Genomic DNA, 25,930 nt, shown 5'->3' on the forward strand with positions numbered 1-25,930 from the left:
CTACTCGACCTCCCCGCCCGATCCGCCTCCTCGCAGGCTCGGAGGCGGGGCGGTGAGCTTCGGGGACTACCAGATCGAGCTCTACCTCGGGGCTCTCGGCGGGGTGCTGCCCGCCCACCCCTTCGACTACTCCGACCTGGAGGCGCGTGCCCTCGCGGCGCTGCCGCCCGAGCTGCGCACGTACGTCGCCGGGGGAGCCGGCGACGAGGCGACCCAGCGCGCCAACGTCGCTGCGTTCCAGCGCTACGCGCTCGTGCCGCGGATGCTCCGCGCGCCGGCCGAGCGCGACCTCTCGGTCGAGCTGTTCGGCCGCACGCTGGCCAGTCCGCTGCTGCTCGCGCCCGTCGGTGTCGTCGGGATCTGCACGCCCGACCAGCACGGCGACGTCCACGCCGCGGAGGTGGCGGCCGCGACCGGCGTACCGCTGATCGGCTCGACGCTGATGAGCGACCCGCTCGAGGACGTCGCCGCCGCGGCGGGCGATGCGGGCAAGTGGTTCCAGCTCTACACCCCGAGGAACCGCGACCTCGCGGCCAGCCTGGTGCAGCGGGCCGAGAAGGCCGGCTACGAGGCGATCGTGATCACCCTCGACACCTGGGTGCCGGGTTGGCGGCCGCGGGACCTGGCCAGCGGCAACTTCCCGCAGCTGCGCGGCAAGGCGCTGGCCAACTACACCTCGGACCCCGTCTTCCGCGAGATGACCGGCCCCGATCCGGACCCCGGCACGGTCGTGATGACCTGGGTCGGCACGTTCGGCCACCCGGTCACCTGGGAGGACCTGCCCTGGCTGCGGTCCCTGACCGACCTGCCGATCGTGCTCAAGGGCATCTGCCACCCCGACGACGCCCGGCGCGCCCTCGACGAGGGCGCCGACGGCATCTACTGCTCCAACCACGGCGGCCGGCAGGCCAACGGCGGGGGAGCGGCGCTCGACTGGCTGCCCGACGTCGTGACGGCGGTCGACGGCCGCGCGCCCGTCGTGTTCGACTCCGGCGTCCGCACCGGGGCCGACGTCGTCAAGGCGCTCGCCCTCGGCGCCGACGCCGTGGCGATCGGCCGGCCCTACGTCTACGGACTCGCCCTGGGCGGCGTACCCGGCGCGGTCCACCAGGTCCGCGCCCTGCAGGCCGAGGCCGACCTGATCATGGCCGTCGACGGCTATCCCACCCTGGCCGACCTCGGCCCCGACGCCCTGCGGAGGATTCCCTCATGACCTTCGGCGCTCGTCTCCGTGCAGCCGTGGCCGACCGCGGCCCGTTCTGCGTCGGGATCGACCCGCATGCCGCGCTGCTCCGGGACTGGGGGTACGACGACGACGTCGCCGGGCTCGAGCGGTTCGCCCTCGGCGCCGTCGAGGCGGTCGCCCCCCACTGCAGCATCGTGAAGCCCCAGTCGGCGTTCTACGAGCGCTTCGGCAGCCGCGGTGTGGCCGTCCTCGAGCGGGTCATCGCCGAGTCCCGCGCCGCCGGTGCGCTGGTGCTGCTCGACATCAAGCGCGGCGACATCGGCTCCACCTCGCAGGCCTACGCCGACGCGTACCTCGACCCCGCCTCCCCGCTCGCGAGCGACGCCGTCACGGTGAGCCCGTTCCTGGGATTCGGCTCGCTGCAGCCCTTCGTCGACACCGCACTGAAGTTCGACGCGGGCCTGTTCGTGCTCGCCGCGACGTCCAACAAGGAGGGCCCCGAGGTGCAGGAGGCCGTCACGGACGGCCGCAGCGTGTCGGGCACGATGCTCGACCACCTGCGCCGGCTCAACGCCGACGCGACCCCGCTCGGCTCGTTCGGTGCCGTCGTCGGCGCCACGCTCGAGGACGACCGCGGCCTGGACCTCGCGTTCAACGGCCCGATCCTCGCGCCCGGGTACGGCGAGCAGGGCGGCACCACGGCCGACATCCGCCGGATCTTCGGAGCCAGCGCCGGCAACGTGCTCGCCAGCTCGTCGCGGGGCGTGCTGCGGCTCGGCCCCGATGCGGCGGCGATGCGTGAGGCCGTGCTGCGCACCAACGACGAGCTGCGCGCCCTCCAGGGGTGAGCGTGCGCCGCAACCTGCTGCTCGGCGCGATGCTGGTGCTCGCGGTCGTCGCGGGCTTCCTGGTGCTGCGCGGTGGCGGCGAGGACGATCCCTTCGCGTCGTACTGCGACGCGGTCACCGACCACCGCGAGGACATCGGTGCCGCGCTCAGCGCCGGTCCGACCACCGGCCTGCTGCGTGCACTGCCCAGCTTCGAGGCGCTCGCCGACGAGTCGCCCGAGGACATCAGGGCCGACTGGACGCTGGTCGTCGACCGGATCACCGCGCTGGAGAAGGCGCTCGACTCAGCCGGGGTCGACGCCGCGACGTACAGCTTCGACCAGCCGCCCGCCGGTCTGCCGGACGACGACAAGTCGGCGATCGACGCGGCGGCGGCCCGGCTGGGTGCCGCGGACACGGCCACCGCACTGGCCCACGTCGAGCAGCAGGCGCGCGACGTCTGCAAGACACCGCTGAGCATGTGAGGTTTCGCCACCGGGTGGCGCAACCTCGCAGGCACACGACCCCGCATTGCCCGCTGCGTCGGGCAATGGCTAGATTGACCAACGGCGGCTCCGCCCGCTCGCTGGCCCGTTGACCGAAGGAAATCTCACCCGTGGCTCTGCCCCCGCTCACCCCCGAACAGCGCCAGGCTGCCCTCGAGAAGGCAGCCGCCGCCCGCCGGGAGCGGGCCGAGGTCAAGAACCGGCTCAAGAACTCCGGCGCCTCCATCCAGGAGGTGCTGCAGCAGGGCCAGGTCAACGAGGTCATCGGCAAGATGAAGGTGCTCGACCTGCTGCAGTCCGTGCCCGGGCTCGGCAAGGTGCGCGCCCGTCAGGTCATGGAACGCCTCGGCATCGCCGAGTCGCGGCGGGTGCGCGGGCTCGGGGCCAAGCAGGTCGCCGCGCTCGAGCGCGAGTTCTCCCCTGAGGCATGAGCACCCGGTGACGGCGAAGCTCTTCGTCCTCGCCGGACCCACCGCGGTCGGCAAGGGCACGGTCGCTGCTGCGATGCGCGAGCAGCACCCCGAAATCTACCTGTCCGTCTCGGCCACGACGCGCGCCCCCCGGCCCGGCGAGGTCGACGGTGTCCACTACCACTTCGTGTCCGCCGAGGAGTTCGACCGCCTGGTCGCCGAGGGCCAGATGCTGGAGTGGGCCGTCGTCCACGGCGTCAACCGCTACGGCACGCCGCGCGGTCCTGTCGACGAGGCGTTGGCCGCCGGACGGCCCGCGCTGCTCGAGATCGACCTCCAGGGCGCGCGCCAGGTCCGGGAGTCCGCGCCCGACGCTGTCTTCGTGTTCCTCAAGCCCCCGTCGTGGGACGAGCTGGTCCGCCGGCTGGTCGGCCGCGGCACCGAGGACGAGGAGGAACGCGAGCGCCGGCTGGCGACCGCCCGCGAGGAGCTCGCCGCCGAGTCGGAGTTCGACGTGACCATCGTCAACCGCGAAGTTCACGCTGCCGTCGAGGAGTTGGTAACCTTGATGGTTGGTCCGCGCTGATCGCCCGGCCCAGCTCGTCTTCTGCCCGCCCATCATCTGTGAGGCTTCTCCACGTGTCTGCCCCGAACATCGCCGCCGAGGGTGTCACCAACCCTCCCATCGACGACCTGCTGTCCAAGACCGACAGCAAGTACAAGCTGGTGCTCTACAGCGCCAAGCGCGCGCGGCAGATCAACGCCTACTACTCGCAGCTGGGCGAGGGCCTGCTCGAGTACGTCGGCCCGCTCGTGGAGACCCACGTGCAGGAGAAGCCGCTCTCGATCGCGCTGCGCGAGATCAACGAGGACCTGCTGACCTGCGAGGACATCGACCCGGCCGAGCTCGCTGCCGAGGCTGCTGCCGCTGCGGCGGCCGTCGAGGCCCCGGTCGCCGACGCTGAGTGACCTGAGCGCCATGTCGTCGGCTGCGTCGTCGGCCACCACCTCGGCCGGGGCCCGGCCCCGGGTGGTGCTCGGCGTCGCGGGCGGCATCGCCGCCTACAAGGCGTGCGAGCTGCTGCGCCGGTTCACCGAGTCGGGCCACGACGTGACCGTCGTACCGACCGCGGCGGCACTGGAGTTCGTCGGCGCGCCCACCTGGGCCGCGCTGTCGGGCAAGCCGGTGTCCGCCGAGGTCTGGGACGGCGTCCACGAGGTGCCCCACGTCCGGCTCGGTCAGAGCGCCGACCTGGTCGTCGTCGCGCCTGCGACCGCCGACCTGCTGGCCAAGGCCGCCCACGGGCTGGCCGACGACCTGCTCACCAACACCCTGCTCACCGCACGGTGCCCGGTCGTGCTCGCCCCGGCGATGCACACCGAGATGTGGGAGCACCCGGCGACCGCCGCCAACGTCGCCACGCTGCGATCGCGCGGCGTGCTCGTGATCGAGCCCGCCGAGGGCCGGCTCACCGGCGCCGACACCGGCAAGGGCCGGCTGCCGGAGCCCGCCGAGATCTTCGAGGTCTCCCGCGACGTGCTCGCCCGGGCGCAGGCCGGCGCCGCCGTGCCCGCCCTCGACCTCGCCGGCCGCCACGTCGTCGTGTCCGCCGGTGGCACCCGGGAGCGCCTCGACCCGGTCCGCTTCCTCGGCAACCGGTCCTCGGGCCGGCAGGGCTACGCGCTGGCCCGTGCTGCCGTCGCCCGCGGCGCCGAGGTCACCCTCGTCGCCGCCAACGTCGACCTGCCCGACCCGGCCGGTGTCAAGGTGGTCCGCGTCGAGTCGACCGCCGAGCTACGCGACGCCGTGCTGAGCGCGACCGCCGGCGCCGACGCCGTCGTGATGGCCGCGGCTCCGGCCGACTTCCGCCCGACCCAGCTGTCGGACGTGAAGATCAAGAAGGCGGACGACGGATCGGCTCCGTCGATCACGCTGCAGCAGAATCCCGACATCCTCAAGGAGATCTCGACGCACCGGGCCCGTCCGGAGGCCGTGATCGTGGGGTTCGCCGCCGAGACCGGTGACGCCACCGGGAGCGTCCTCGACCTGGCCCGCGCCAAGCTGGCCCGCAAGGGCTGTGACCTGCTGGTCGTCAACGACGTGAGCGGGGGAGCGGTCTTCGGCAGCACCGACAACGAGGCGGTGATCCTGGGCGCCGACGGCTCCGTGGTCGACGTACCGCACGGATCCAAGGGTGCGCTCGCGCACCACATCTGGGACCAGGTCGTCTCGCGACTTTCCTGAGACTCCCCGGCATCACCTCCACCGGTCCGTATCGTTGGACCACCGCCCATCAGCCCCCCAACCAGGAGTTCCCACCACCATGACCGGACGTCTGTTCACGTCGGAGTCGGTGACCGAGGGTCACCCGGACAAGATCGCCGACCAGATCAGCGACACCGTGCTCGACTACCTGCTCGAGCACGACCCCAAGAGCCGGGTCGCTGTCGAGACCCTGCTGACCACCGGCCTGGTCGTCGTCGCCGGCGAGGTGACCACCGAGGCGTACGCCCCGGTCGCCCAGCTGGTCCGCGAGAAGGTCCTCGAGATCGGCTACGACTCGTCGGACAAGGGCTTCGACGGCAACTCCTGCGGCGTGCAGGTCGCCATCGGCGCGCAGTCGCCGGACATCGCGCAGGGCGTGGACACCGCCGAGGACGTCCGCCTCGGCGGCTCGTCCGACGAGCTCGACAAGCAGGGCGCGGGCGACCAGGGCCTGATGTTCGGCTACGCCTGCGACGACACCCCCGAGCTGTTCCCGCTGCCGATCAAGATCGCGCAGACGCTCGCCGAGAAGCTCACCGAGGTGCGCAAGGACGGCACGCTGCCCTACCTCCGTCCCGACGGCAAGACCCAGGTCACCATCGAGTACGACGAGGACGACCGCGCCGTCCGCGTGGACACCGTCGTGCTCTCGACGCAGCACGCCGAGGACGTCACGCAGGAGCAGATCGCCGCCGACATCAAGGCGAAGGTCATCGAGCCGGTGCTCGAGCAGTTCAAGACCAGCGTCCCGTTCGACGGCTACAAGCTGCACATCAACCCGACCGGCAAGTTCGTCGTCGGTGGACCGATGGGCGACGCCGGCCTGACCGGCCGCAAGATCATCGTCGACACCTACGGCGGCATGGCCCGCCACGGCGGCGGCGCCTTCTCCGGCAAGGACCCGTCCAAGGTCGACCGCTCGGCCGCCTACGCCATGCGCTGGGTCGCCAAGAACATCGTCGCCGCGGGCCTGGCTCGCCGCGCCGAGGTCCAGGTCGCCTACGCGATCGGTGTCGCCAAGCCCGTCGGCGTCTTCGTCGAGACCTTCGGCACCGGCGTCGTCCCGGACGAGAAGATCCAGGAGGCCGTGCTCGAGGTGTTCGACCTGCGCCCGGCCGCGATCCTGCGCGACCTCGACCTGCGTCGCCCGATCTACGCCAAGACGGCCGCCTACGGCCACTTCGGTCGCGAGCTCCCCGAGTTCACCTGGGAGAAGACCGACCGCGCCGAGGCCCTGAAGGCCGCCGCGGGCATCTGATCCACCGACCCGGCGCGAAGTAGCCCGGGATCTGCGTCGACCCGGCAGGAAATGACCTCGCGAGAGGCCACTTCCTGCCGGGTCGGCGCTTTTTTGGAGCGACCTCCTGACGGGTCGGCGCGATTTCGGAGCCTCCTCGTGCCGGGTCGGCGATGGGTCGGGGGACGCTGGTAGAACTGCGGCCATGACCCCCACTCCCGACGAGCCGGCGCTGGAGCTGCCCGGTCTCGTCCGGGACCGGGCGGCCGAGGGGCGGGCCAGGGCGGTCGCGACCCGCGCGCGGAAGGTGGCCGAGGCCGAGATCGCGCAGGTCGACCCGGTGGCCCACGTGGTGCTCGACCTGCCGCTGGCCCACCTCGACCGCACCTTCGACTACGCCGTGCCGGCCGCGATGGCCGACGGCGCGGTGCCCGGCACCCGGGTCAAGGTGCGCTTCGGCGGCCAGGACGTCGACGGCTTCGTCGTCGCTCGCGCCGCAGCCTCCGAGCACGACGGCCGGCTCACCCCACTCAAGCGGCTGGTGAGCCCCGAGCCGGTGCTCAGTCCCGCGGTGGCGGCGCTGTGCGCCCGCGTCGCGGAGCGGTACGCCGGGGTGGCTGCCGACGTGCGCCGGCTCGCGGTGCCGCCGCGGCACGCCACCACCGAGAAGGAACCGACGCCACCCGAGCCCGCGCTGGCCCACGACGGTGCTGCCGCCGACCGCGCCTGGGCCGCCTACCCGGCGGCCGCACCCTTCCTGACCCACCTCCGCGAGGGTCACCCACCGCGAGCGGTGTGGTCGGCCGGCCCCGGTGAGGACTGGCCGGCGCTGCTGGCCCACCTCGCCGGCGCCGCGCTGGCGGCGGGCCGGGGGACGCTCGTGTGCGTGCCCGACCACCGCGACGTCGCCCGCCTCGACGCCGCGCTCACCACCCTGCTCGGCGAGGGCCACCACGTCGCCCTGCACGCCGACCCGGGTCCGGCCGCCCGCTACCGGGAGTTCCTGGCCGTCGCACGCGGGGAGCGCCGGATCGTGGTCGGCACCCGGTCGGCGGCGTTCGCGCCGGTCCGCGACCTCGGGCTGGTCGTGGTGTGGGACGACGGCGACGACCTGCACGCGGAGCCGCGGGCGCCCTACCCCCATGTCCGGGAGGTCCTGCTGCTGCGCGCCGAGCAGGAGCGCACCGCCGCGCTGGTCGGCGGGTTCGCCCGCACCGTCGAGGCCCAGCACCTGCTCCACACCGGCTGGGCGCGGGAGATCGCACTGCCGCGCACGACGGTTCGCGAGCGCGCGTTGATCGGCGTCACCGGCGCCAGCGACGTCGCCCTCGACCGCGACCCGACCGCGGGCGCGGCCCGGGTGCCGAAGGAGGCCCACGACGCGCTGCGCTGGGGGCTCGAGCGCGGACCGGTGCTGGTGCAGACCCCGCGAGCGGGCTACGCGCTGCGGCTGGCCTGCGAGCGCTGTCGCACTCCGGCCCGCTGCCGGGCCTGCTCCGGGCCCCTGGAGCTGACCGGCCCGACCACGCCGCCGCGCTGTCGCTGGTGCGCGACCGAGGCGCCCGCCTGGTCGTGCCCGGAGTGCGGCGCCACCGGCCTGCGGGCGCCCGTCGTGGGCGACGCCCGCACCGCCGACGAGCTGGGCCGCAGCTTCCCGAAGGTGGCCGTCGTGTCCTCGTCGGGGGACCGGATCCGGTCCCGGGTGGGGCCCGAGCCGCGGATCGTCGTCGCGACACCGGGGGCGGAGCCGGTCGCCGACGGCGGGTACGCCGTCGTCGTCCTCCTCGACACCTGGTGGGCGCTGGGTCGCGACAGCCTGCGCGCGCCCGAGGAGGCGCTGCGCCGCTGGTGCAACGCGGTGGGCCTGGTGGGCCCGGGCGGTCGCGCTCTCGCGGTGGGGGACCCGGCGATCCCGGCGCTGCAGGCGCTGGTGCGCTGGGACGCCGCCGGCTTCGCCGTGCGCGAGGCGGAGGAGCGGCGCGAGGCCCGGCTGCCCCCGGCCGCGCGGATCGCCACCGTCACCGGCCCGCCGGGCGCCCTCGACGACCTGCAGGCCCTGCTCGAGCTGCCGCCAGCTGCAGAGGTGCTCGGGCCGGTCCCGACCCACGACGCCGACGCCGAGCGGCTCGTGCTGCGGGTGCCCCGAGCCGACGGGGTCGCCCTGGCCAGGGCGCTGGGGGAGGCGCAGCGACTGCGCTCGGCGCGCAAGCTGGAGCCGGTGCGGATCCAGGTCGACCCGTGGGAACTGTGAGCGCCGACGAGCGCCTCGATAGGCTGACGCGGTGGCGATCCGACCCATCCGACTCTTCGGCGACCCCGTCCTGCGCAAGCCCGCGATCGAGGTCGTCCACTTCGACGCCGAGCTGCGCCAGCTGGTCACCGACCTGACCGACACCATGCTCGACGCCCCCGGCGCCGGGCTGGCCGCACCCCAGATCGGCGTGGGCCTGCGGGTCTTCACCTGGTACGTCGACGGCGAGGTCGGGCACCTCGTCAACCCGACGCTGCAGCTCTCCGACGAGACCCAGGACGGCCCCGAGGGCTGCCTGTCGCTGCCCGAGCTCACCTATGACTGCCTGCGCGCGCTCTCCGTGGTGGCCAGCGGCTTCAACATGCACGGCGACCCGGTCACGATCGAGGGCTCCGACCTGCTCGCGCGGGCGATCCAGCACGAGACCGACCACCTCGACGGGATCTTGTTCATCGACCGCCTCGACGAGGCCGGCCGCAAGGCCGCGATGCGCGAGATCCGCGAGTCCGAGTGGTTCGGCCTCGACAAGCCGACGATCAAGCTCTCGCCGCACGCGACCGGGGGCTTCGGCCGATGAGGGTCGTCTTCGCCGGCACCCCCGTGGTCGCCGTCCCCGCCCTCGACGCGATCGCTGCGTCCGCCCACGAGCTGGTCGGCGTGGTCACCCGTCCCGACGCCCCCGCCGGCCGTGGGCGGAAGCTGACCCCGAGCCCGGTCGCGCAGCGCGCCGCGGAGCTCGGCGTACCCGTCCTCAAGCCGACCCACCCGCGCGACCCCGAGTTCCAGGAAGCGCTCGAGGCGCTGGAGCCCGACTGCTGCCCGGTGGTCGCGTACGGCGCCCTGATCCCGCGTGCCGCGCTCGACATCCCGGTCCACGGCTGGGTCAACCTCCACTTCTCGGTCCTGCCGGCCTGGCGGGGAGCAGCGCCGGTGCAGCACGCGATCTGGAGCGGTGACGAGTACACCGGCGCCACGACCTTCCGGATCGTCGAGGCGCTCGACGCCGGCCCGACCTTCGGGGTGATGACCGAGCGGATCCGGCCCACCGACACCGCCGGTGACCTGCTCGGACGACTGGCCGAGGGCGGTGCGAGCCTGCTCGTCGCGACCCTCGACGGCATCGCCGACGGCTCGCTCGAGGCGCGCGAGCAGCCCGTCGACGGGATCAGCCTGGCGCCCAAGATCAGCGTCGACGACGCCCGCGTGGACTGGAAGGAGCCGGCGGTCGGTGTCGACCGGCGGATCCGCGCCTGCACCCCGGGGCCCGGCGCCTGGACCACCCTGGACGACGAGCGGGTCAAGCTCGGCCGGGTCGAGATCGTCGCCGACGGTCCTGATCTCGCTCCCGGCGCCATCGTGGTGGGCAAGAACGAGGTCCTCGTCGGCACGGCGAGCGACCCGGTGCGGCTCACCGACGTCAAGGCGTTCGGCAAGAAGCAGATGGGCGCGTCCGACTGGGCGCGCGGCGTACGGCTGCCGGAGACCGCTCGCTTTGAGTAGGCAGAAGCGGCGGGCGGTCGACCCGGCCCGGCTGGCGGCCTTCGAGGTGCTGAAGGCGGTCCGGGTCGACGACGGCTACACCAACCTGCTGCTGCCGGCCGTCCTGGCCCGCCACGGCCTGACCGGCCGCGACGCCGCGTTCACCACGGAGCTCGCCTCGGGCACGATCCGCCGCCAGGGCACGTACGACGCCGTGCTCGCCGCCTGCATCGACCGGCCGCTGCGCAAGGTCGAGGCGAAGGTCCTCGACGCCCTGCGCCTCGGCGCCCACCAGCTGCTCGCGATGCGGGTCCCGACCCACGCCGCGATCGACACGACCGTCACCCTGGTCCGCAACCAGGTCAACCAGGGCGCGGCCGGCTTCAGCAACGCCGTGCTGCGCAAGGTGGCCGCGCGCGACCTCGAGGCCTGGCTCGCCGACGTCGCCCCCGACGACCTGGCGGTGGCGCACAGCCACCCGGCCTGGGTGGTCGACGAGCTGCGCCGCGCGCTCGGCGACCGGGCCGGCGAGCTGCCCGCGCTGCTCGCCGCCGACAACGACCCACCCCGGGTGACCCTCGTGGCCCGGCCGGGCCTGGCGGCGCGCGAGGAGCTGCCCGGTACGCCGACCCGGTACTCGCCGTACGGCGTCGTCCTCGACGGCGGCGACCCGGCAGGAGTGGCGGCGGTCGCCGAGGGCCGCGCAGGCGTGCAGGACGAGGGCTCCCAGCTGGTCGCGCTCGCCCTGGCGTCCTCGCCGGTCGAGGGCCGCGACGAGCGCTGGATCGACCTGTGCGCCGGTCCGGGCGGCAAGGCGTCGCTGCTGGCGGCGCTGGCCGCCGAGCATGGGGCGCGCCTGACCGGCGTCGAGCTGCACCACCACCGGGCCCGCCTGGTCGCCCGTGCCGCTGCCGCCGGCGGGGGACTGGCCGGTGTCGTCCGGGCCGACGCCACCCGGGCCCCCTTCGCCGACGCGAGCGCCGACCGGATCCTGCTCGACGCCCCGTGCACCGGCCTCGGCGCCCTGCGCCGTCGCCCCGAGGCACGCTGGCGTCGGCGTCCCGCCGACGTGATCGCGCTGGTCGGCCTGCAGCGCGCGCTGCTGGCCGAGGCGGTCCGGGTGCTGCGTCCCGGGGGAGCGCTGCTCTACGCCACGTGCTCGCCGGTGCTGGCCGAGACCGCCGACGTCGTCACCGCCACCCTCGCCGAGCACCCCGACGTCCGGCTCGAGGACGTCGCGGGCCACCTGCCCGCCGTACCGGATGCGGAGGGGCCGCTGCCCGGCACGGTGCAGCTCTGGCCGCACCGCCACGGGACCGACGCGATGTTCCTGGCCCTGCTGCGCAAGGCCTGAACCGCGGAATGAACCAGGAAAGTTGACGGTTCAACCAGTCATGAAGAAGATCGGGTTCCTCTCGTTCGGCCACTGGACGCCGAGCCCGCACTCCCAGACCCGCTCCGCCGCGGACACGCTGCTGCAGTCCATCGACCTCGCGGTCGCGGCCGAGGAGCTGGGGGCGGACGGTGCGTACTTCCGGGTGCACCACTTCGCCCGCCAGCTCGCCAGCCCGTTCCCGCTGCTGTCGGCGATCGGCGCCCGCACCAGCCGGATCGAGATCGGCACCGGTGTGATCGACATGCGCTACGAGAACCCGATGTACATGGTCGAGGACGCCAGCGCCGCCGACCTGATCTCGGGCGGGCGACTGCAGCTCGGCATCTCGCGCGGGTCACCGGAGCAGGTCATCGACGGCTGGCGGTACTTCGGGTACGCGCCGGCCGAGGGCGAGACCGAGGCCGACATGGCGCGCCGGCACACCGAGGTGTTCCTGGAGGCGCTCAAGGGCGAGGGCTTCGCGCAGCCGAACCCGCGCCCGATGTTCGCCAACCCGCCGGGCCTGCTCCGCCTCGAGCCGCACTCCGAGGGCCTGCGCGATCGGATCTGGTGGGGCGCCGCCTCCAACGGCACCGCCCGCTGGGCCGCCGAGCTCGGCATGAACCTGATGAGCTCCACGCTCAAGGAGGACGAGAGCGGCCAGCCGTTCCACGTCCAGCAGGCCGACCAGATCCGCGTCTTCCGCGAGGCCTGGGCCTCCGCCGGGCACGAGGGCACCCCGCGGGTGTCGGTGAGCCGGTCGATCTTCCCGCTCGTCTCCGAGGAGGACCACATGTACTTCGGTGGCCGCCCCGACGACGACCAGGTCGGCCAGATCGACAACATGCGGGCGATCTTCGGTCGCTCGTACGCCGCCGAGCCCGACCAGCTCGTCGAGCAGCTGCGCGAGGACGAGGCCGTCGCCGAGGCCGACACGCTGCTGCTGACCGTCCCCAACCAGCTCGGTGTCGACTACAACGCCCACGTGCTGGAGTCGATCCTCACCCACGTGGCGCCGGAGCTGGGCTGGCGCTGATTTACGCGCCGTGTCACGCGGTTTGGTCCCAAACCGCAGGATCTAGCTGTACCCGGCCATCAGGTTGGTAGCAGTCGGCTGATCGGCGGTTTGCCTCCGAGTGCGCTGTGGCGGCGTTCAGTGTTGTAGTGCTCGAGCCAGGGTGCAAGAGCGGCCGCTCGCTCGTCGTTGCTGGTGAAGACCTGGCGGTAGGCCCACTCGGTGGCCAGGGTGCGGTTCAGCCTCTCGACCTTCCCGTTCTGCCACGGGCAGTGGGGACGGATGAACTTCTGGACGATGCCGTGCTCGGCGCACACCGTGCGCAGCGAGTAGCGGTAGGCCCAGGCGTTGTCGGTCATCAACCGCTCGATCCGAGTGATCCCGTGATCGGCGAAGTTGGCGATCGCACGCTCGAGGAACGCGGCACATGTGGTGCCCTTCTCGTCGCGCAGCACCTCTGAGTAGGCCAGCCGGGAGTGGTCATCGACGAGCGAGTGGACGTAGTCGTAGCCGGGCCCGTTGACGCGGTCGCGAGGGATCGCCCGGCCGTGGACGCGCCAGCCGCCGCCGTCGGGGATCCGGCCGATCTTCTTCACGTCCATGTGGACCAGCTCGCCTGGGCGGTCGCGTTCGTAACGAACGGCGGTCTGTTTCGAGGACCGGATGACCTCGCCGGTGATCGGGTCCAACTCGCGAAGGTAGGGCACGCGATGGCGGCGCAGGATCCGGGACACGGTACGCGGAGGCACGCCGAGCTTGGGGCCGAGGACATCGGGGCCGTCGCGGAGCTCGGCCCGGGCGGCGAGGACCTTCTGCTCGATCTCGTCGCTGGACTTGGTGGGCATCGTGTGGGGGCGTGACGAGCGGGTGGTCAGGCCGACTTCGCCCTCGGCGGCGTAGCGGTCGATCCAGGTCTTCACGCACTTGCGAGACACGCCCATCGCCGTGGCGATGTGGGCTTGCTTCCAGCCGGCCTGGTGGCGTTGGACGATCAATCGGCGACCGTGGACGGTCAGTCGGGCACTACCGTGGGACACGAGAACCTCCGGGTTGGAGTGGGCCTTAGACAAGCCACATCCCACCCGGAGGTTCTCGTTCGTTCAGCCAGGCTCGCCGCAACCAACGTCCTGGCTGGGTACATCTAGCGCCGAAACGTCGCGGATTGGTCCCAAACCGCAGCCAGATTACGCACTGCTCGGGGCGCCGCTCCCGCTGCTGACCTGTGCCAGGAACTGGCGGATCGTGTCGCGGCTCCGGGTCAGGCACGTGATCCGCTTCTCCAGGCCGACCAGCTCCTCGGCGAGCAGTGCGGCGACCTCTGCGGAGCAGGTGGGCTGCTCGAGGGCACAGGCAGCCTCGGCCTCGAGCAGGACCTTGACGAGACGGGTGGGGACGCCGGCCTGGACCAGGCCGGCGATCCGCTCGATCCGCTCGACGTGCGTCTCGGAGTAGGTGCGGTAGCCGTTGGGCAGGCGGTCCGCGGTGAGCAGGCCCTGCTGCTCGTAGTAGCGGATCAGCCGGGTCGCGACCCCGGTCCGCTCGGCCAGCTCGCCGATCCTCATGTCTGCTGCCTCACCTTCCGGGCGCCGGGCCTTGACATTGACATCAGTGTCAGACTCTAGCGTCGATGGCATGACCCTCACCAGTCCCGGCACCGGCCCCACCACCCGTACCGCCACTCGTCCGAGTGCCGACCTCGGCGACGGCCTGCCGTGGCCGGTACTGCTCACCCTGGGCGCGGCCACGCTGGTCATGGTCACCGGCGAGATGCTCCCGACCGCGGTCCTCGGCCCGATGAGCCGCGGACTCGCCGTCTCCGAGGCTGCCGCGGGGCTGCTCGTGAGCATCTGGGCGGCGGTCGTGGTCCTCGCCAGCATCCCGCTGGTCCGGATCACCCGCCGCTTCCCGCGCCCGGCCGTGATCGCAGGCAGCCTCGTCGCATTCGCGGTGGCTGCGGCAGCAACGGCCCTCGCGCCGTCGTACGGCGTCGTGCTGGGTGCACGCACCCTCGGCGCTGCCGCCGTGGGTCTGCTGTGGTCGACGGTCAACGCGCACGTCGCCGACCTGGTGCCGGACCGGTTGCTCGGGCGGGCCACGTCCGTGGTCCTGGGCGGGGCGACGCTCGGCATGGTGCTCGGTACGCCGGTCGGGCGGGTGGTCGCCGACCTCGCCGGCTGGCGCGCCTCGTTCGTCCTGCTGGCCGCCGCGAGCCTGGTGGCGGCGCTGCTGGTGCTGCGGGTGGTGCCTCCCGCGAGCCGACACGCCGGACCGACCAGGGCCGCGGAGGAGAGTGGCTCGCTGCGGCCGATGCTCGGGGTGACCCTGCTGGTCGCGCTGGCCCTGGTCGGCCATTACGGCGCGTACACCTACGTCACCCGCCTCGCCGGCCCGCCGGCGCTCGCGCTGCTGGTGTTCGGGCTCGCATCGGCGCTCGGTGTCGTCCTCGCGGGCCGCGTCGAGCGCACCGCACTGGGCCTGGTCGTCGCCACGGTCCTCACCGCGGTCGCGATCCTCGCGGTCGGGACCGTCGGCACCCTGCCGCTCGTCGCCCTGTGGGGCGTCGCGTCCGGGGCGCTGCCCCCGTTCGCGCAGACCCTGGTGTTGCGCCTGGCCGGGCCGGGCCACCGCGCACTGGCCGGAGCGCTCATCCCGGTGCTGTTCAACGGCGGGATCGCCGTGGGGGCCGCGCTGGCCTCCGGTGTCGTCGCGGCGTACGGCGTGGGCGGGCTCGGGCTGCCCGCCGCGACCCTGGTGCTGCTGGCCGCGGCAGGGCTGGCCCGGGTCGCGCGGTGAGGGGTCAGTCCACCCAGGCCAGGCCTTCGCCGAGGGTCGTGACCTCCGCGTCGGTGGTGCCCTGACCGCCCTCGACGCTGATGAAGATCCCGTCGTGCACGTCCGTCACGTAGACACCCGGGTCCGCGCCCTTGTCGGGCGAGGACAGCCACTCGTCGTGGTCGGCGGCGTCACGGATCACCAAGCCGGCCACGCCGCCGTCGGTGGAGGTGCAGGCAGCCTTGTCGTCGCTCAGGAACCACTCGCAGGTCCAGCCCGCGGGAGTGGTCACCGGCGCCTTGTCCACCTTGCCGAGCATCCCCAGCGCGTCGGCGTCGGCCATGGAGACGGCGACGGTGATGCCGGGCCAGTCCTGGGTCAGGGTGCCGAGGCCCTCGGACCACCAGGTGTCGATCCGGTCGGTGGGACCCGAGACCAGGGCGACGAAGCCGGTGCCGGGGCCGGGCAGGGTGCTCGCGCCCAGCTCGTAGAGGCCGGTCTGGTCGGTGCGGATCGTCGCGACGAGCCCGTCGCCGAGGTCGAGCTGCTGCCCGACCCGCAGTGTCGCGGGCGCCGCCACGGTGGTGGCCGCGGTGGTGGGCGCGGTGGCGACCGAGCGGTCGCGGGCCGCCGTACCGTCGCCGGTCACCACGCCTGCGGCCACCGAGACAGTGGCGACCGCGACGACACCGGCCACGGCGCCGGACACGGCGACGCGGCGCCGGCGGCGCAGTCGCTGGCCGGAGGCGAGCGAGGTGGCCGCGAGGTGCTCGAGGTCCGGGCGCTCGTCGCGCAGCCGCTCGCGCAGCGCGGGGCCGACGAGCGGGTCGAGGTGGTCGAGGTCGGTCATGTGTGGGTCCTCTCGGCGATCGGGTCGATCAGCGGGCGCAGCCGCAGCAGGGCGCGGCGAGCGCGGGTGCGCACTGCCGACTCGCTGATCCCGAGGTCGGCGGCGGTGTCGGCGACGCTGCGGTCCTCCCAGTAGCGGAGGACCACGACGGCGCGGTCGAGCGGGGCGAGGCCGGCCAGTGCGGCCAGCAGGTCGATCCGCAGCTCCGGGTCGTGCCCCGGGGCCGGCGGGCCGACGTCGGCGTCGACGAGGTCGCTCGGGCGCTCCGCGCTACGGCGCAGCCGGCGGTGCGACAGGAAGGTGTTGAGCAGCATCGTCCGCGCGTAGGCGACCGGGCTCTGCGCGGTCTGCACCCGCCGCCAGCGCACGAAGACCTTGGCGTAGGTCGCCTGGGTCAGGTCCTCCGCGAGGTGGTGGTCACCCGTGAGCAGCATCGCCGCGTGGTGGAGCTGGGTGCCGGTCTCGCGCACGAACGCCGAGAACTCCTCGGCCTGCCGGTCTGCCTTCACACCCACCTGACGCTCCAGACCTCGGCCCGCGTGACAGGTCAGTCCAGGACGTGGCGCAGGTAGCGCCGCGGGTCGTCGAGGTAGCGGCGCCAGTGCTGGACCAGCTCGAGCTCCTCCCACGTCGTACGTCGCAGCCCCCAGTCCCCGACCTCGAGGATCGTCGCACCCGGCATCGCCGCCAGCACGGGGGAGTGGGTCGCGCACAGCACCTGCCCGCCCTCGCCGACCACCCGGTCCAGGACCGAGATCAGGCCGAGCGAGGAGGAGAACGACAGGGCCGCCTCGGGCTCGTCGAGGCAGTAGAAGCCGGGGGAGTCGAAGCGGGTGCGCAGCACCTCGAGGAAGGACTCGCCGTGGCTCATCTCGTGGAACCGGCTGTCCTGCGGGCGTTCCGGGCGTCTCGGGTTCTGCTCGACGAAGGTGTACCAGCCGTGCATCGTCTCCGCGCGGAGGAAGAACCCCCATCGGCCCGCGCCGAGCCCACGCTGGATCCTCAGCGCCCGGTGCAGCGGGGACTCCGACTCACGCGTCGAGTGCCGGCCCTGGTTGGTCCCACCCTCCGGCGAGAGCCCGTACGCGACCGCGACCGCCTCGACCAGGGTCGACTTCCCGGAGCCGTTCTCTCCGACCAGGAAGGTGACGCCCTTCGCCAGCTCGAGGCCCTCGCGCACGACCTGCGCGACGGCCGGGATGGTCATCGGCCACTCGTCCGGGTCGAGCCGGTCCTCGGCGCTGACGTGCACGACGGGCGGTTGGTCGAAGTCCACGGGGCCACGCTACGGCCCGCTTCGCCGGGCGTCCTCTAGGTTGACGGGATGCAGCCCTGGCAGCGCCGTACGACCCGGATCGCCTACGAGAACCCGTGGATCCGGGTGCGCGAGGACGAGGTGGTCCGCCCCGACGGCAGCGACGGGATCTACGGGGTCGTCGAGGTGCGGCAGCCGGCGGTGTTCGTCGTACCGCTCACCGAGGACGACGAGGTCGTGCTCGTCGAGATCGACCGCTACACGACGGGCGAGCGCGCCTCGCTCGAGCTCCCCGCCGGCGGTGCCGACGGCCAGGACCCGCTCGTCGCGGCCCAGCGCGAGCTGCGGGAGGAGACCGGCCTGGCGGCGTCGGACTGGCAGGAGATCGGCCGGATGAACGCACTCATCGGCGTTGCCCACGCCCCGGAGGTGGTCTACCTCGCTCGCGGCCTGACCTACGTCGGCGACGACGCGATGCTCGAGGACGGCATCCGTGCCGTGCACCGGGTGCCCCTCGACGAGCTGCTGGCGAGGGTCGGCCGCGGCGAGATCACCGACGGCGAGAGCCTGGCCTGCCTGCTGCTCGCGCTGGTCGCGCTCGGCCGGGTCGGCTGACCGGTACCCTCAGCAGCCATGGCGTCCCCCGCAGTGGAGATCGAGGTCGAGAACCGCGTCGTGCGGGTGAGCAACCCGGACCGCGTCTACTTCCCGGAGATCGGCGCCACCAAGCTCGACCTCGTCGAGTACTACCTCGCCGTCGGCGACGGCATCGTCAACGCCCTGTGGGAGCGCCCGTGCATGCTGCACCGCTTCCCGAAGGGACTCGACGGCGAGAAGGTCCATCAGAAGCGGCTCCCCGCCGGCGCGCCCGACTGGGTCGAGACCGTGCAGCTGTACTTCCCGCGCTGGAAGCGCACGGCCGACGAGCTGTGCGTGACCGAGCTGGCCTCGGTGATCTGGGCGGTGCAGATGTCGACCGTGGAGTTCCATCCGTGGAACAGCCGCCGTGGGGCCACCGAGGTGCCCGACGAGTGGCGCATCGACCTCGACCCCGGCCCGGCGTCGACGTACGACGACATCCGGCGCGTGGCTCACGTGGCCCACGAGGTGCTCGACGAGCTCGGTGCCGTCGGCTATCCCAAGACCAGCGGCAGCAAGGGGATCCACGTCTACGTCCGGATCAAGCCGGAGCTCGACCACAAGGGCGTGCGCCGAGCCGCACTCGCCTTCGCCCGCGAGGTCGAGCGCCGCGCACCCGAGCTGGTCACCACCACCTGGTGGAAAAAGGACCGTGACCCGGCTGCGGTGTTCGTCGACTACAACCAGAACGCCCGCGACCACACGATCGCGGCGGCGTACTCCGTGCGCGGCCTGCCCGATGCCCGCGTCTCCACGCCGATCCGCTGGGACGAGGTCGACGACGCCGACCCGCGCGACTTCACGATCCGGACGGTGCCCGCCCGCTTCGCCGAGCTCGGCGACCTGCACCGCGACATCGACGACCACGTCTTCGACATCGCGCCGCTGGTGGAGTGGGCCGACCGGGACGACCTGCCCGCAGAGGAGGGTGACGACTCCCAGGTCAGGCGCTGAGCGGCTGGACGGGCTGGTCGCCCCGGTCCGGGTCCTCGAGGGCGGCCCGCAGGTCGCGTGCGTGGGCGTGCAGGATCACCGCGGCGAAGCCGTTGCCGCAGGCCTCCTCGTGGTCCGCCTCGCGGTCCCACTCGTCGGCGAGCCGACGGGCCTCGGCCCGCGGGTCGGTCAGCAGCTCACGTGCGGCGGCCCGCTTGCGGGCCTCGCTGTTCATCATGGGCATCGGGTGCCTCCCCCCAAAGAGTGCTGTGCCTTCCATCATCGTCCGAATCCGGCCGCAGTGAAGGGGAAACACCCGATCGCCGGGACATCGGTCGCGGCGCGTCAGGCCGGCTCGTCGTCCCAGGCGACGGCGCTGATCCGCCAGCCGTCCTCCGTCCGCACGAGCTGCAGCGACTTGGTCCCGGCGCCGGCCATCGCCACGCCGTCGCGGCGCCACGACTTCGCGTACCCGCACCACACCTGGGCGATGTCGCCGAACCGGTCGACCCGCGCGTGCACCGCCCACTCGCGGAAGTCCGCCAGCGTCCCGCTTCCGAGCAGGGACACGCGCGGCGCGATGAACGACTCGACGTCGTACGACGCCCGCGTGGCGCCGGCCGTGCTCACCAGCAGCGCCTCGGGCAGCAGCACGGCGCGCAGGTCGTCGGCGCGCGCGGCTGCCTCGGGGCCGCTCACGAACGCGGCGAAGAAGCGGTCCACGACCGCGCGGATCTCCCGGTCGTCGCTCTCCTCGGCAGGCATGCCCACGATCATGCCCGAACGGCCGTCCTCTCCTAGACTGGCCGCCCGTGGGCCACATCCAGATCACCCCGTCGATCCTCAACTCCGACTTCGCGCGGCTCGGTGAGGAGGTCGCCCGGATCCCCGGTGCCGACTGGGTGCACGTCGACGTCATGGACAACCACTTCGTGCCGAACCTGACCTTCGGGCCGGCCATGGTCGAGGCGCTGGCACGGGTCAGCCCGGTTCCGCTCGACGCGCACCTGATGATCGACGACGCCGACCGCAACGCGCCGGCGTACGTCGAGGCGGGGTGCGGCTCGGTCACCTTCCACGTCGAGGCGGCGAAGGCGCCGGTGCGGCTGGCCCGCGAGATCCGCGCGGCCGGTGCGCGGGCGTCGATGGCGCTCAAGCCCGCCACGCCGATCGAGCCCTACGAGGACCTCCTCGCCGAGCTCGACATGGTGCTGATCATGACCGTCGAGCCGGGCTTCGGCGGCCAGAAGTTCCTCGACCTGTGCCTGCCCAAGATCCGCCGGGCCCGCGCGCTGATGGACAAGCACGGCGTCGAGACCTGGCTCCAGGTCGACGGCGGCGTGTCGCTGGAGACCATCGAGCGCTGCGCCGAGGCGGGCGCCGACGTCTTCGTCGCAGGCTCGGCCGTGTACTCGGCCGAGGACCCCGACGCCATGGTCGCCGCGCTGCGGGCCAAGGCCGACGCCGCGCGTTCCTAGCCCTCAGAGGTCGGGCGGCGCCCCGACCTCGACGGGGACGTCGGGCCGATGGGCGCCGACCCAGGCCAGCACCTCGTGCAGCGGCTCGAGCGCGGCCGCCCCGATCACCACGGTCAGCGCCGCCGCGGGCGCAGAGATGCCGAACGACCGCGCCAGGTCCGCGCTGATCGCCGGCGTTCCGTGCAGCGTGACGTCGCCGTCGTGCCGGGCGACGAACCGCAGCACCGGCAGGTGGATCGCCTCCTCGACGTACGGCGGCACGATCTCCCACCAGTGCACCTCGACCAGGGCCACGTCGGGCCAGGTGACCAGCGCGGAGACGTCCGCGCCGCGCACCGTGACGCCGATCCCGTCCAGGGTCACGTCGGTGGCCTGATGGAGCCGGGCCCGGGTGCCTGCCAACCGGCGCACACCCCAGCCGAGGACGACCAGGCCGGCGAGAGCGAGCATCAACGCGTTCAGGCGGTCGTACGTGTCCAGGCGCCGGCTGGCGATCGCAGCCAGGGGAGCGACGAGCAGCACGCCCCCGACGACGACGGCGGCCACCGCACTGCGCGGCCGGCCGCCGGCCGCGGCGGGCAACCGGACGTCCATGCCCGGCACCCTAGGCCCTCTAGCCTTGGCTGCATGGACCACCCGCCCGTCGTCGCCGCGATCCACCTCGCGAAGGCCAGCCGACTGCCGATGCAGTCGAAGGAGGAGGTCGAGGTGGAGGCCGGGCGCGGGATCGTGGGCGACCGGTACCACGGCACGAAGCACCGCCACGTCACCGTGCAGAGCCGGGAGACGCTCGACGAGGCGGCCGCGTCCTACGGGCGGCCGGTGCCGAGCGAGCTGACCAGGCGCAACCTGACGATCAGCCACGGCGTCGTCCCGCGGGAGCCCGGCACCAGGATCCGGGTCGGCGAGGTGCTGCTCGAGGTGGTGCGGGTCGCAGCGCCGTGCAAGCTGCTCGACGACACGATCGGCGCCGGAGCGCAAGTTGCGCTCCGGCGGCGGGCCGGGACTGTGTTCCGCGTGCTCGACGGCGGCACCATCCGGGTCGGTGACCCGGTCGAGCTGGAGGTCAGCTCTCCAGAGCAGCGTCCAGCGTGATCTCGGTGCCGGTGAGCGCCTTGCTCACCGGGCAGCCCGCCTTGGCGGTGGCCGCCGCGGTGGCGAAGCCGGCCTCGTCGAGGCCGTCGACCTCGCCACGGACCGTGATCTTCACGCCGGTGATCCGGACGCCGCCGTCCGGGTCCGGGCCGAGGGTGACGTCGGCCTGGACGTCGAGCGCGATCGGCGTGCCGCCGGCCTTGGCGATCTCGTTCGACAGCGACATGGCGTAGCACGCCGAGTGCGCCGCGCCGATGAGCTCCTCCGGGCTGGTCGTCCCGTCGGCGTCCTCGGCTGCCCGCTTCGGGAAGGAGACGTCGAAGGTGCCGGCACCCGAGGAGGTCAGCTCGACCTGTCCGGTGCCGTCCTGGAGGCCGCCGTTCCAAGCGGTGCGTCCGGTGCGAGTGGGCATGCGAATCCTCCGTAGAACAGGTGTCGATTGGGCAGAGACTGCACGTTTCTGGCCCCAATTGTTGCGGTTTGGGACCAAACCGCAACGCCCACGCCCGACTCAGGCCAGCGACAGCACGCAGTCCGCGAGGACGGGCGACCCGTCGCGCTCGCCACCGGCGATGCTCGCCGAGGCGATGATCGCGTCACCCTCGCGCCAGCCGGCGACCCGGATCGTCTCGCCCGGGAACACCACGCCGGCGAACCGGCCGGTGAACCCGCCGACCTGGGTCGCGTCGCCGCCGAGCAGGCCGTCGGTGAGCTCGCGCAGCACGATGCCGTAGGAGCACAGCCCGTGCAGGATCGGTGCGGGGAAACCGGCGGCTTTCGCGAAGCCCGGGTCGGCGTGCAGCGGGTTGCGGTCACCGCACAGGCGGTAGAGGAGGGCCTGCTGCGGCGTCACGGCGTACGACGACACGTGGTCCGCGTCCCGCGCGGGCACCACGACGGGCGTCGCGTTGCCGCGGTCACCGCCCCAGCCGCCCTCGCCCTTGACGAAGATCGACGAGCGGACCCGCCACAGCTCCTCGCCCGTCCCGTCGGGACCGGCCGTCGCCACACCCTCCTGCCAGATCACGGCCGCCTTGCCCTTGTCCCACACGTCGGTCAGCGTGGTGCGCACGGTCGCCGTGCCCGCGGTGGGCAGCGGGCCGGAGACGGAGATCGCCTGCGAGCCGTGGACCACCTGCGCGAGGTTGATGTCGCACCCGGGCAGGTCGAGCGGCGGCGGGTCGGTCTCGTGGAAGGTCGGGGCGACGACGCCGAAGGACGGCAGCACCTGCAGGGCCGCGTCGTCGAGGGTGTAGCGGAGCGCGGAGGCCGACAGGTTGTCGCCGGCGCGCGAGCCCGCGCCGATCCCGAGGTGGTAGAGCAGGACGTCGGACTCGGTCCACGAGAAGGTGCGGGAGCCGAGGTCGGCCCCGATCGCGACGGACGGGTCGATCGGCATCAGCTGTTCTCCTTCGCGATGTCCTCGGCGGCCAGGTAGCCGAACACGATGGCGGGCCCGATGGTGCCGCCGGGACCGGGGTAGGTGTTGCCCATGACGGCCGACGAGACGTTGCCGGCGGCGTACAGGCCGGGGATCACCGAGCCGTCCTCGCGCAGCACCCGGGCACGCTCGTCGGTAACCAGGCCGCCCTTCGTGCCGAGGTCGCCGGGGACGATCTTGACCGCGTAGAACGGACCCTTCTCGATCGCCGCGAGCGAGCAGTTCGGCTTGACGGTCGGGTCGGAGTAGTACTTGTCGTACGCCGACTCGCCACGGTGGAAGTCCTCGTCGACGCCCGAGCGGGCGAAGCCGTTGAAGCGCGCGACCGTCGCGTCCAGCGAGCCGGACGGCAGGCCGATCTCGGCGGCCAGCTCCTCGAGCGTGTCGGCACGGGTGACGACGCCCTCCTTGTACCAGCGGCCGGGGAAGGGCTGGCGGCCGGCGACACCGGCGAACAGGTAGCGGTTGCGGTAGGTCTGGTCGAAGACCATGTACGACGGCACGTGGTCCACGCCGGTGGCCTGCCCCTTGTAGATCTCGTGGGTGGCCTCGACGTAGGGGAGTGCCTCGTTCATGTAGCGCACGCCGAGGGAGTTCACGATGATCGAGCCGGGCAGGTTGCGCTCGGCCAGGCAGAACCACGCGCGACCCGGCAGCGGGATGGTCGGTCCCCACCAGGCGTCGTCGAGCAGGTCGGTGGCGGCACCCGCCGCCGTACCGGCCAGCAGGCCGGCGCCGGTGTTGGACGCCGCACCGGTGGACCAGGCCGCGGACGTCGGCTGGGGGAGGAACTTCTCGCGCAGCTCCTGGCTGTGCTCGAAGCCGCCCGAGCCGAGGATCACGCCTCGCTCGGCCCGGATCTCGCGGCGCTGGCCGCCGGACTCCACCGCGACGCCGACCACGCGGCCGTCCTCGACGAGCAGGTCGAGGAGCGCGGTGTCGTAGACGACCGGTACGCCGGCGTCGGCCAGGCCCTTGCGCAGCCCGATGGCGATGGCGTTGCCCATCGCGAACATCTTCTTGCCCGTGAGGATGGCGAGCAGCCGCTTGACCATCACCTTGATCATGGTCAGCGGGCCGCGGATCGTGCGCAGGCCGAGGCTGAGCTTGCGGAAGTCGGCCTGGGTGACGATCAGGTTGGCCGGCGCCTTGGTGTACGGCGGGTGCAGCCGGTCGAGCTCCTCGCCGAGGAAGCGCGCATCCATCGGGACCGGCTCGACGCTGCGCCCGCGCGGGCGGCCGCCGGGCTGCTCGGGCAGGTAGTCGGCGTACTCCGGCACCCAGGTGAACCTCAGCGGGGTCTTCTCCTTGAGGAAGTCGAGGACCTCCGGGCCGCGGTCGAGGTAGGTGTCGCGGCGCACCTTCGGCACGACGTCGCCCACGATGGAGTCGAGGTAGGTCTTCGCCGCGTCGCGGTCGCCCTCGTCGACCTGGCCGGCCGCCCGCAGTGCGTAGTTGCCGGGGATCCACACCCCGCCGCCGGAGCGCGCGGTCGAGCCGCCGAAGTGGCCGCTCTTCTCGACCAGGACCGTGTCGAGGCCCTGGTGGGCCGCGGCGAGGGCGGCCGACATGCCGGCACCGCCGGCGCCGACCACGACGACGTCGTAGGAGTCCTTCATGGCCAAAACTGTAACAGGTTCTAGTTGCACCGGGGGTTTGCCCCGTCGTGGGGCGGGCACGTGCCGGATGCACCATCCGTCACAACTCCGTCTTGGGGGAAACACATGAAGAAGATGAATGCACTCGGGTGCGCGTTCGCCGCGACGCTCGTCCTCGGCACCGCGGCGCCCGCGCTCGCGGCCGACCTCGTCGGCACGCCGAAGAAGGACAAGATCGTCGGCACCGCCGATGCGGACCAGATCCTGGGCCTGGGCGGCAACGACAAGCTCTGGGGCGGCGAGGGCGACGACCGCATCGAGGGTGGCGTCGGCAAGGACAGGATCTACGGCGGCAACGGCGACGACTTCCCCCTCCTGGGCGGCGACGGCAACGACAAGGTCTTCGGCGAGGGCGGGAACGACAACATCGAGGGCGGCCTCGGCAACGACAAGATCAACACGGGCGACGGCGGCGACTCGGCGACCGGTGGCGAGGGCAACGACAAGATCCGCTCGGGCAACGGTGACCCCTCCCGGCCCGACGCCGACAGGGGCGGCTACCGCGGCTCCTACCTCAGTGGCGACGGCGGCAAGGACAAGCTGTGGGGCGGGTTCGGCAACGACAGCCTCTACGGCGGCGACGACAACGACAAGCTGAGTGGTTCCGAGGGCCAGGACTACCTCGACGGCGGCACCGGCAACGACAAGCTCAAGGCCGGCGGCGGCAACGACAACCTCTACGGCGACTCCGGTGAGGACAAGCTCAAGGGCGGCCCCGGCAACGACAACCTGTCCGGCGGCCCCGGCGCGGACAAGGTCGTCGGCGGCCCCGGCGACGACAGCTTCTGGGAGGAGGCAGGCGAGGGCGACGTGATCAAGGGTGGTGCCGGCAACGACAAGCTCGGCGACCCCGAGGGCGGCTACCTGCACGGCCTGGTGAAGGCATTGGCGGGCGCCGGCGACGACGTCATCGTGATCGCCGACCCGGTCCCGGGCACCGTCGTCAAGCCGGGTGCCGGCAACGACAAGGTGTACGTCAAGAACGCCTTCAAGGGCATGAAGATCACCTGTGGCGCTGGCCTCGACACGATCTACTTCAACGTCAAGGCGAAGAAGGTCAAAACCAAGGGCTGCGAGAGCGTGGTCTACGGCAAGGATGCCTTCCACTGGGACGCCGAGGGCGCCCAGCCGGTCTGGTGGCGGGCGATGGTCGAGGGCCGTCAGGCTCCCTGATCACCTGAGCACGGCCTGCGGGGCGTCGGACCTTCGGGTCCGGCGCCCCGTTCGCGTGCCGGGATGCCGGAGCGAGCCGCGGGG

The 25,930-nt window shown here is 72.8% G+C and carries 30 protein-coding genes; 19 read left to right on the forward strand and 11 right to left on the reverse strand.

The window, feature by feature from the left end:
• Nucleotides 1-52: 52 nt before the first annotated feature.
• From BJ958_RS05610 to BJ958_RS05670, 13 genes are all read left to right on the forward strand, one after another.
• On the forward strand, nt 53-1,213 hold the full coding sequence (locus tag BJ958_RS05610; protein WP_179725930.1) for an alpha-hydroxy-acid oxidizing protein: 1,161 nt from the start codon (nt 53-55) through the stop codon (nt 1,211-1,213).
• Nucleotides 1,210-2,034, forward strand: a complete 825-nt coding sequence (gene pyrF / locus BJ958_RS05615) for an orotidine-5'-phosphate decarboxylase (RefSeq protein ID WP_179725931.1) — start codon at nt 1,210-1,212, stop codon at nt 2,032-2,034. Before BJ958_RS05610 ends, pyrF begins: the two co-directional genes overlap by 4 nt.
• 2 nt (nt 2,035-2,036) lie before the next feature.
• Nucleotides 2,037-2,498 (forward strand): hypothetical protein, encoded by a 462-nt coding sequence (locus BJ958_RS05620; protein WP_179725932.1) that lies wholly within the window; start codon nt 2,037-2,039, stop codon nt 2,496-2,498.
• Between the two features lie 131 nt (nt 2,499-2,629).
• On the forward strand, nt 2,630-2,950 hold the full coding sequence (mihF, locus tag BJ958_RS05625) for an integration host factor, actinobacterial type (RefSeq protein WP_179725933.1): 321 nt from the start codon (nt 2,630-2,632) through the stop codon (nt 2,948-2,950).
• Nucleotides 2,951-3,023: 73 nt separating this feature from the next.
• On the forward strand, nt 3,024-3,515 hold the full coding sequence (gene gmk / locus BJ958_RS05630; protein ID WP_273517734.1) for a guanylate kinase: 492 nt from the start codon (nt 3,024-3,026) through the stop codon (nt 3,513-3,515).
• A 53-nt stretch (nt 3,516-3,568) separates the two neighbouring features.
• Nucleotides 3,569-3,898 carry a DNA-directed RNA polymerase subunit omega gene (gene rpoZ / locus BJ958_RS05635; protein WP_179725934.1) on the forward strand — a complete coding sequence of 110 codons (330 nt, stop codon included), beginning with the start codon at nt 3,569-3,571 and terminating at the stop codon, nt 3,896-3,898.
• Between the two features lie 10 nt (nt 3,899-3,908).
• Nucleotides 3,909-5,174, forward strand: a complete 1,266-nt coding sequence (gene coaBC / locus BJ958_RS05640) for a bifunctional phosphopantothenoylcysteine decarboxylase/phosphopantothenate--cysteine ligase CoaBC (protein ID WP_179725935.1) — start codon at nt 3,909-3,911, stop codon at nt 5,172-5,174.
• A 79-nt stretch (nt 5,175-5,253) separates the two neighbouring features.
• Nucleotides 5,254-6,453 carry a methionine adenosyltransferase gene (gene metK, locus BJ958_RS05645; protein ID WP_179725936.1) on the forward strand — a complete coding sequence of 400 codons (1,200 nt, stop codon included), beginning with the start codon at nt 5,254-5,256 and terminating at the stop codon, nt 6,451-6,453.
• A gap of 184 nt (nt 6,454-6,637) precedes the next feature.
• Nucleotides 6,638-8,683, forward strand: coding sequence for a primosomal protein N' (locus BJ958_RS05650; RefSeq protein WP_179725937.1), 2,046 nt, complete (start codon nt 6,638-6,640; stop codon nt 8,681-8,683).
• A 31-nt stretch (nt 8,684-8,714) separates the two neighbouring features.
• The gene (gene def, locus BJ958_RS05655; RefSeq protein WP_179725938.1) at nt 8,715-9,260 is read left to right on the forward strand and encodes a peptide deformylase; all 546 of its coding nucleotides are present in this window, start codon (nt 8,715-8,717) and stop codon (nt 9,258-9,260) included.
• Nucleotides 9,257-10,183: a methionyl-tRNA formyltransferase gene (gene fmt / locus BJ958_RS05660; RefSeq protein ID WP_179725939.1), complete on the forward strand. Its 927-nt coding sequence runs from the start codon at nt 9,257-9,259 to the stop codon at nt 10,181-10,183. Before def ends, fmt begins: the two co-directional genes overlap by 4 nt.
• Nucleotides 10,176-11,516 (forward strand): RsmB/NOP family class I SAM-dependent RNA methyltransferase, encoded by a 1,341-nt coding sequence (locus BJ958_RS05665; protein WP_179725940.1) that lies wholly within the window; start codon nt 10,176-10,178, stop codon nt 11,514-11,516. Before fmt ends, BJ958_RS05665 begins: the two co-directional genes overlap by 8 nt.
• 40 nt (nt 11,517-11,556) lie before the next feature.
• Nucleotides 11,557-12,573, forward strand: coding sequence for an LLM class flavin-dependent oxidoreductase (locus BJ958_RS05670; RefSeq protein ID WP_179725941.1), 1,017 nt, complete (start codon nt 11,557-11,559; stop codon nt 12,571-12,573).
• Nucleotides 12,574-12,632: 59 nt separating this feature from the next.
• Here the strand turns inward: BJ958_RS05670 and BJ958_RS05675 are convergent, their stop codons facing one another.
• Both BJ958_RS05675 and BJ958_RS05680 read right to left on the reverse strand, forming a co-directional pair.
• Nucleotides 12,633-13,589, reverse strand: coding sequence for an IS481 family transposase (locus BJ958_RS05675; protein WP_179725942.1), 957 nt, complete (start codon nt 13,587-13,589; stop codon nt 12,633-12,635).
• A 147-nt stretch (nt 13,590-13,736) separates the two neighbouring features.
• Nucleotides 13,737-14,114, reverse strand: coding sequence for a MerR family transcriptional regulator (locus tag BJ958_RS05680; protein WP_179725943.1), 378 nt, complete (start codon nt 14,112-14,114; stop codon nt 13,737-13,739).
• 70 nt (nt 14,115-14,184) lie between these two features.
• Here BJ958_RS05680 and BJ958_RS05685 point away from each other — a divergent pair, with 70 nt between their 5' ends.
• Entirely contained in the window at nt 14,185-15,345 is a 1,161-nt protein-coding gene (locus tag BJ958_RS05685; protein ID WP_179725944.1) for an MFS transporter, read from the forward strand.
• Between the two features lie 4 nt (nt 15,346-15,349).
• Here BJ958_RS05685 and BJ958_RS05690 read toward each other — a convergent pair whose 3' ends face one another.
• From BJ958_RS05690 to BJ958_RS05700, 3 genes are read right to left on the reverse strand one after another with little or no spacing between them, the layout of a single operon-like run.
• On the reverse strand, nt 15,350-16,174 hold the full coding sequence (locus BJ958_RS05690) for a hypothetical protein (protein WP_179725945.1): 825 nt from the start codon (nt 16,172-16,174) through the stop codon (nt 15,350-15,352).
• On the reverse strand, nt 16,171-16,689 hold the full coding sequence (locus tag BJ958_RS05695) for a SigE family RNA polymerase sigma factor (RefSeq protein WP_343052582.1): 519 nt from the start codon (nt 16,687-16,689) through the stop codon (nt 16,171-16,173). Before BJ958_RS05695 ends, BJ958_RS05690 begins: the two co-directional genes overlap by 4 nt.
• Before the next feature lie 32 nt (nt 16,690-16,721).
• Nucleotides 16,722-17,450 (reverse strand): AAA family ATPase, encoded by a 729-nt coding sequence (locus BJ958_RS05700; protein ID WP_343052583.1) that lies wholly within the window; start codon nt 17,448-17,450, stop codon nt 16,722-16,724.
• 48 nt (nt 17,451-17,498) lie between these two features.
• Here BJ958_RS05700 and BJ958_RS05705 point away from each other — a divergent pair, with 48 nt between their 5' ends.
• Together BJ958_RS05705 and ligD are read left to right on the forward strand one after the other, a co-directional pair.
• Entirely contained in the window at nt 17,499-18,044 is a 546-nt protein-coding gene (locus BJ958_RS05705; protein WP_179725946.1) for an NUDIX domain-containing protein, read from the forward strand.
• 18 nt (nt 18,045-18,062) lie between these two features.
• Complete coding sequence (gene ligD / locus BJ958_RS05710; protein ID WP_179725947.1) at nt 18,063-19,022, forward strand: non-homologous end-joining DNA ligase; 960 nt, start codon at nt 18,063-18,065, stop codon at nt 19,020-19,022.
• Here the strand turns inward: ligD and BJ958_RS05715 are convergent.
• Nucleotides 19,012-19,245, reverse strand: coding sequence for a hypothetical protein (locus BJ958_RS05715; RefSeq protein WP_179725948.1), 234 nt, complete (start codon nt 19,243-19,245; stop codon nt 19,012-19,014). The two genes, ligD and BJ958_RS05715, sit on opposite strands and share 11 nt — an antisense overlap.
• 101 nt (nt 19,246-19,346) lie before the next feature.
• Nucleotides 19,347-19,766: a DUF4440 domain-containing protein gene (locus BJ958_RS05720; protein WP_179725949.1), complete on the reverse strand. Its 420-nt coding sequence runs from the start codon at nt 19,764-19,766 to the stop codon at nt 19,347-19,349.
• 47 nt (nt 19,767-19,813) lie between these two features.
• Between BJ958_RS05720 and rpe the strand changes: the two genes are divergently transcribed.
• A complete protein-coding gene (rpe, locus tag BJ958_RS05725) occupies nt 19,814-20,479 on the forward strand; it encodes a ribulose-phosphate 3-epimerase (RefSeq protein ID WP_179725950.1) in 666 nt (221 codons plus the stop codon).
• A gap of 3 nt (nt 20,480-20,482) precedes the next feature.
• Here rpe and BJ958_RS05730 read toward each other — a convergent pair whose 3' ends face one another.
• Nucleotides 20,483-21,073 carry a hypothetical protein gene (locus tag BJ958_RS05730; RefSeq protein WP_179725951.1) on the reverse strand — a complete coding sequence of 197 codons (591 nt, stop codon included), beginning with the start codon at nt 21,071-21,073 and terminating at the stop codon, nt 20,483-20,485.
• 33 nt (nt 21,074-21,106) lie between these two features.
• Between BJ958_RS05730 and BJ958_RS05735 the strand changes: the two genes are divergently transcribed.
• Nucleotides 21,107-21,574, forward strand: a complete 468-nt coding sequence (locus tag BJ958_RS05735; protein ID WP_179725952.1) for an MOSC domain-containing protein — start codon at nt 21,107-21,109, stop codon at nt 21,572-21,574.
• Here BJ958_RS05735 and BJ958_RS05740 read toward each other — a convergent pair.
• The 3 genes from BJ958_RS05740 to kstD all read right to left on the reverse strand — a co-directional run bounded on the left by BJ958_RS05740 (nt 21,546) and on the right by kstD (nt 24,634).
• The gene (locus BJ958_RS05740) at nt 21,546-21,986 is read right to left on the reverse strand and encodes an OsmC family peroxiredoxin (protein WP_179725953.1); all 441 of its coding nucleotides are present in this window, start codon (nt 21,984-21,986) and stop codon (nt 21,546-21,548) included. The two genes, BJ958_RS05735 and BJ958_RS05740, sit on opposite strands and share 29 nt — an antisense overlap.
• A 99-nt stretch (nt 21,987-22,085) precedes the next feature.
• Entirely contained in the window at nt 22,086-22,973 is an 888-nt protein-coding gene (locus BJ958_RS05745; protein ID WP_179725954.1) for a MaoC/PaaZ C-terminal domain-containing protein, read from the reverse strand.
• Nucleotides 22,973-24,634: a 3-oxosteroid 1-dehydrogenase gene (kstD, locus tag BJ958_RS05750; protein WP_179725955.1), complete on the reverse strand. Its 1,662-nt coding sequence runs from the start codon at nt 24,632-24,634 to the stop codon at nt 22,973-22,975. The genes BJ958_RS05745 and kstD overlap by 1 nt, the downstream gene beginning before the upstream one ends.
• A gap of 105 nt (nt 24,635-24,739) precedes the next feature.
• Here kstD and BJ958_RS05755 point away from each other — a divergent pair, with 105 nt between their 5' ends.
• On the forward strand, nt 24,740-25,846 hold the full coding sequence (locus BJ958_RS05755) for a calcium-binding protein (protein ID WP_179725956.1): 1,107 nt from the start codon (nt 24,740-24,742) through the stop codon (nt 25,844-25,846).
• Nucleotides 25,847-25,930: the final 84 nt, after the last annotated feature.

This window comes from Nocardioides kongjuensis, assembly GCF_013409625.1.
GTDB lineage: Bacteria > Actinomycetota > Actinomycetes > Propionibacteriales > Nocardioidaceae > Nocardioides > Nocardioides kongjuensis.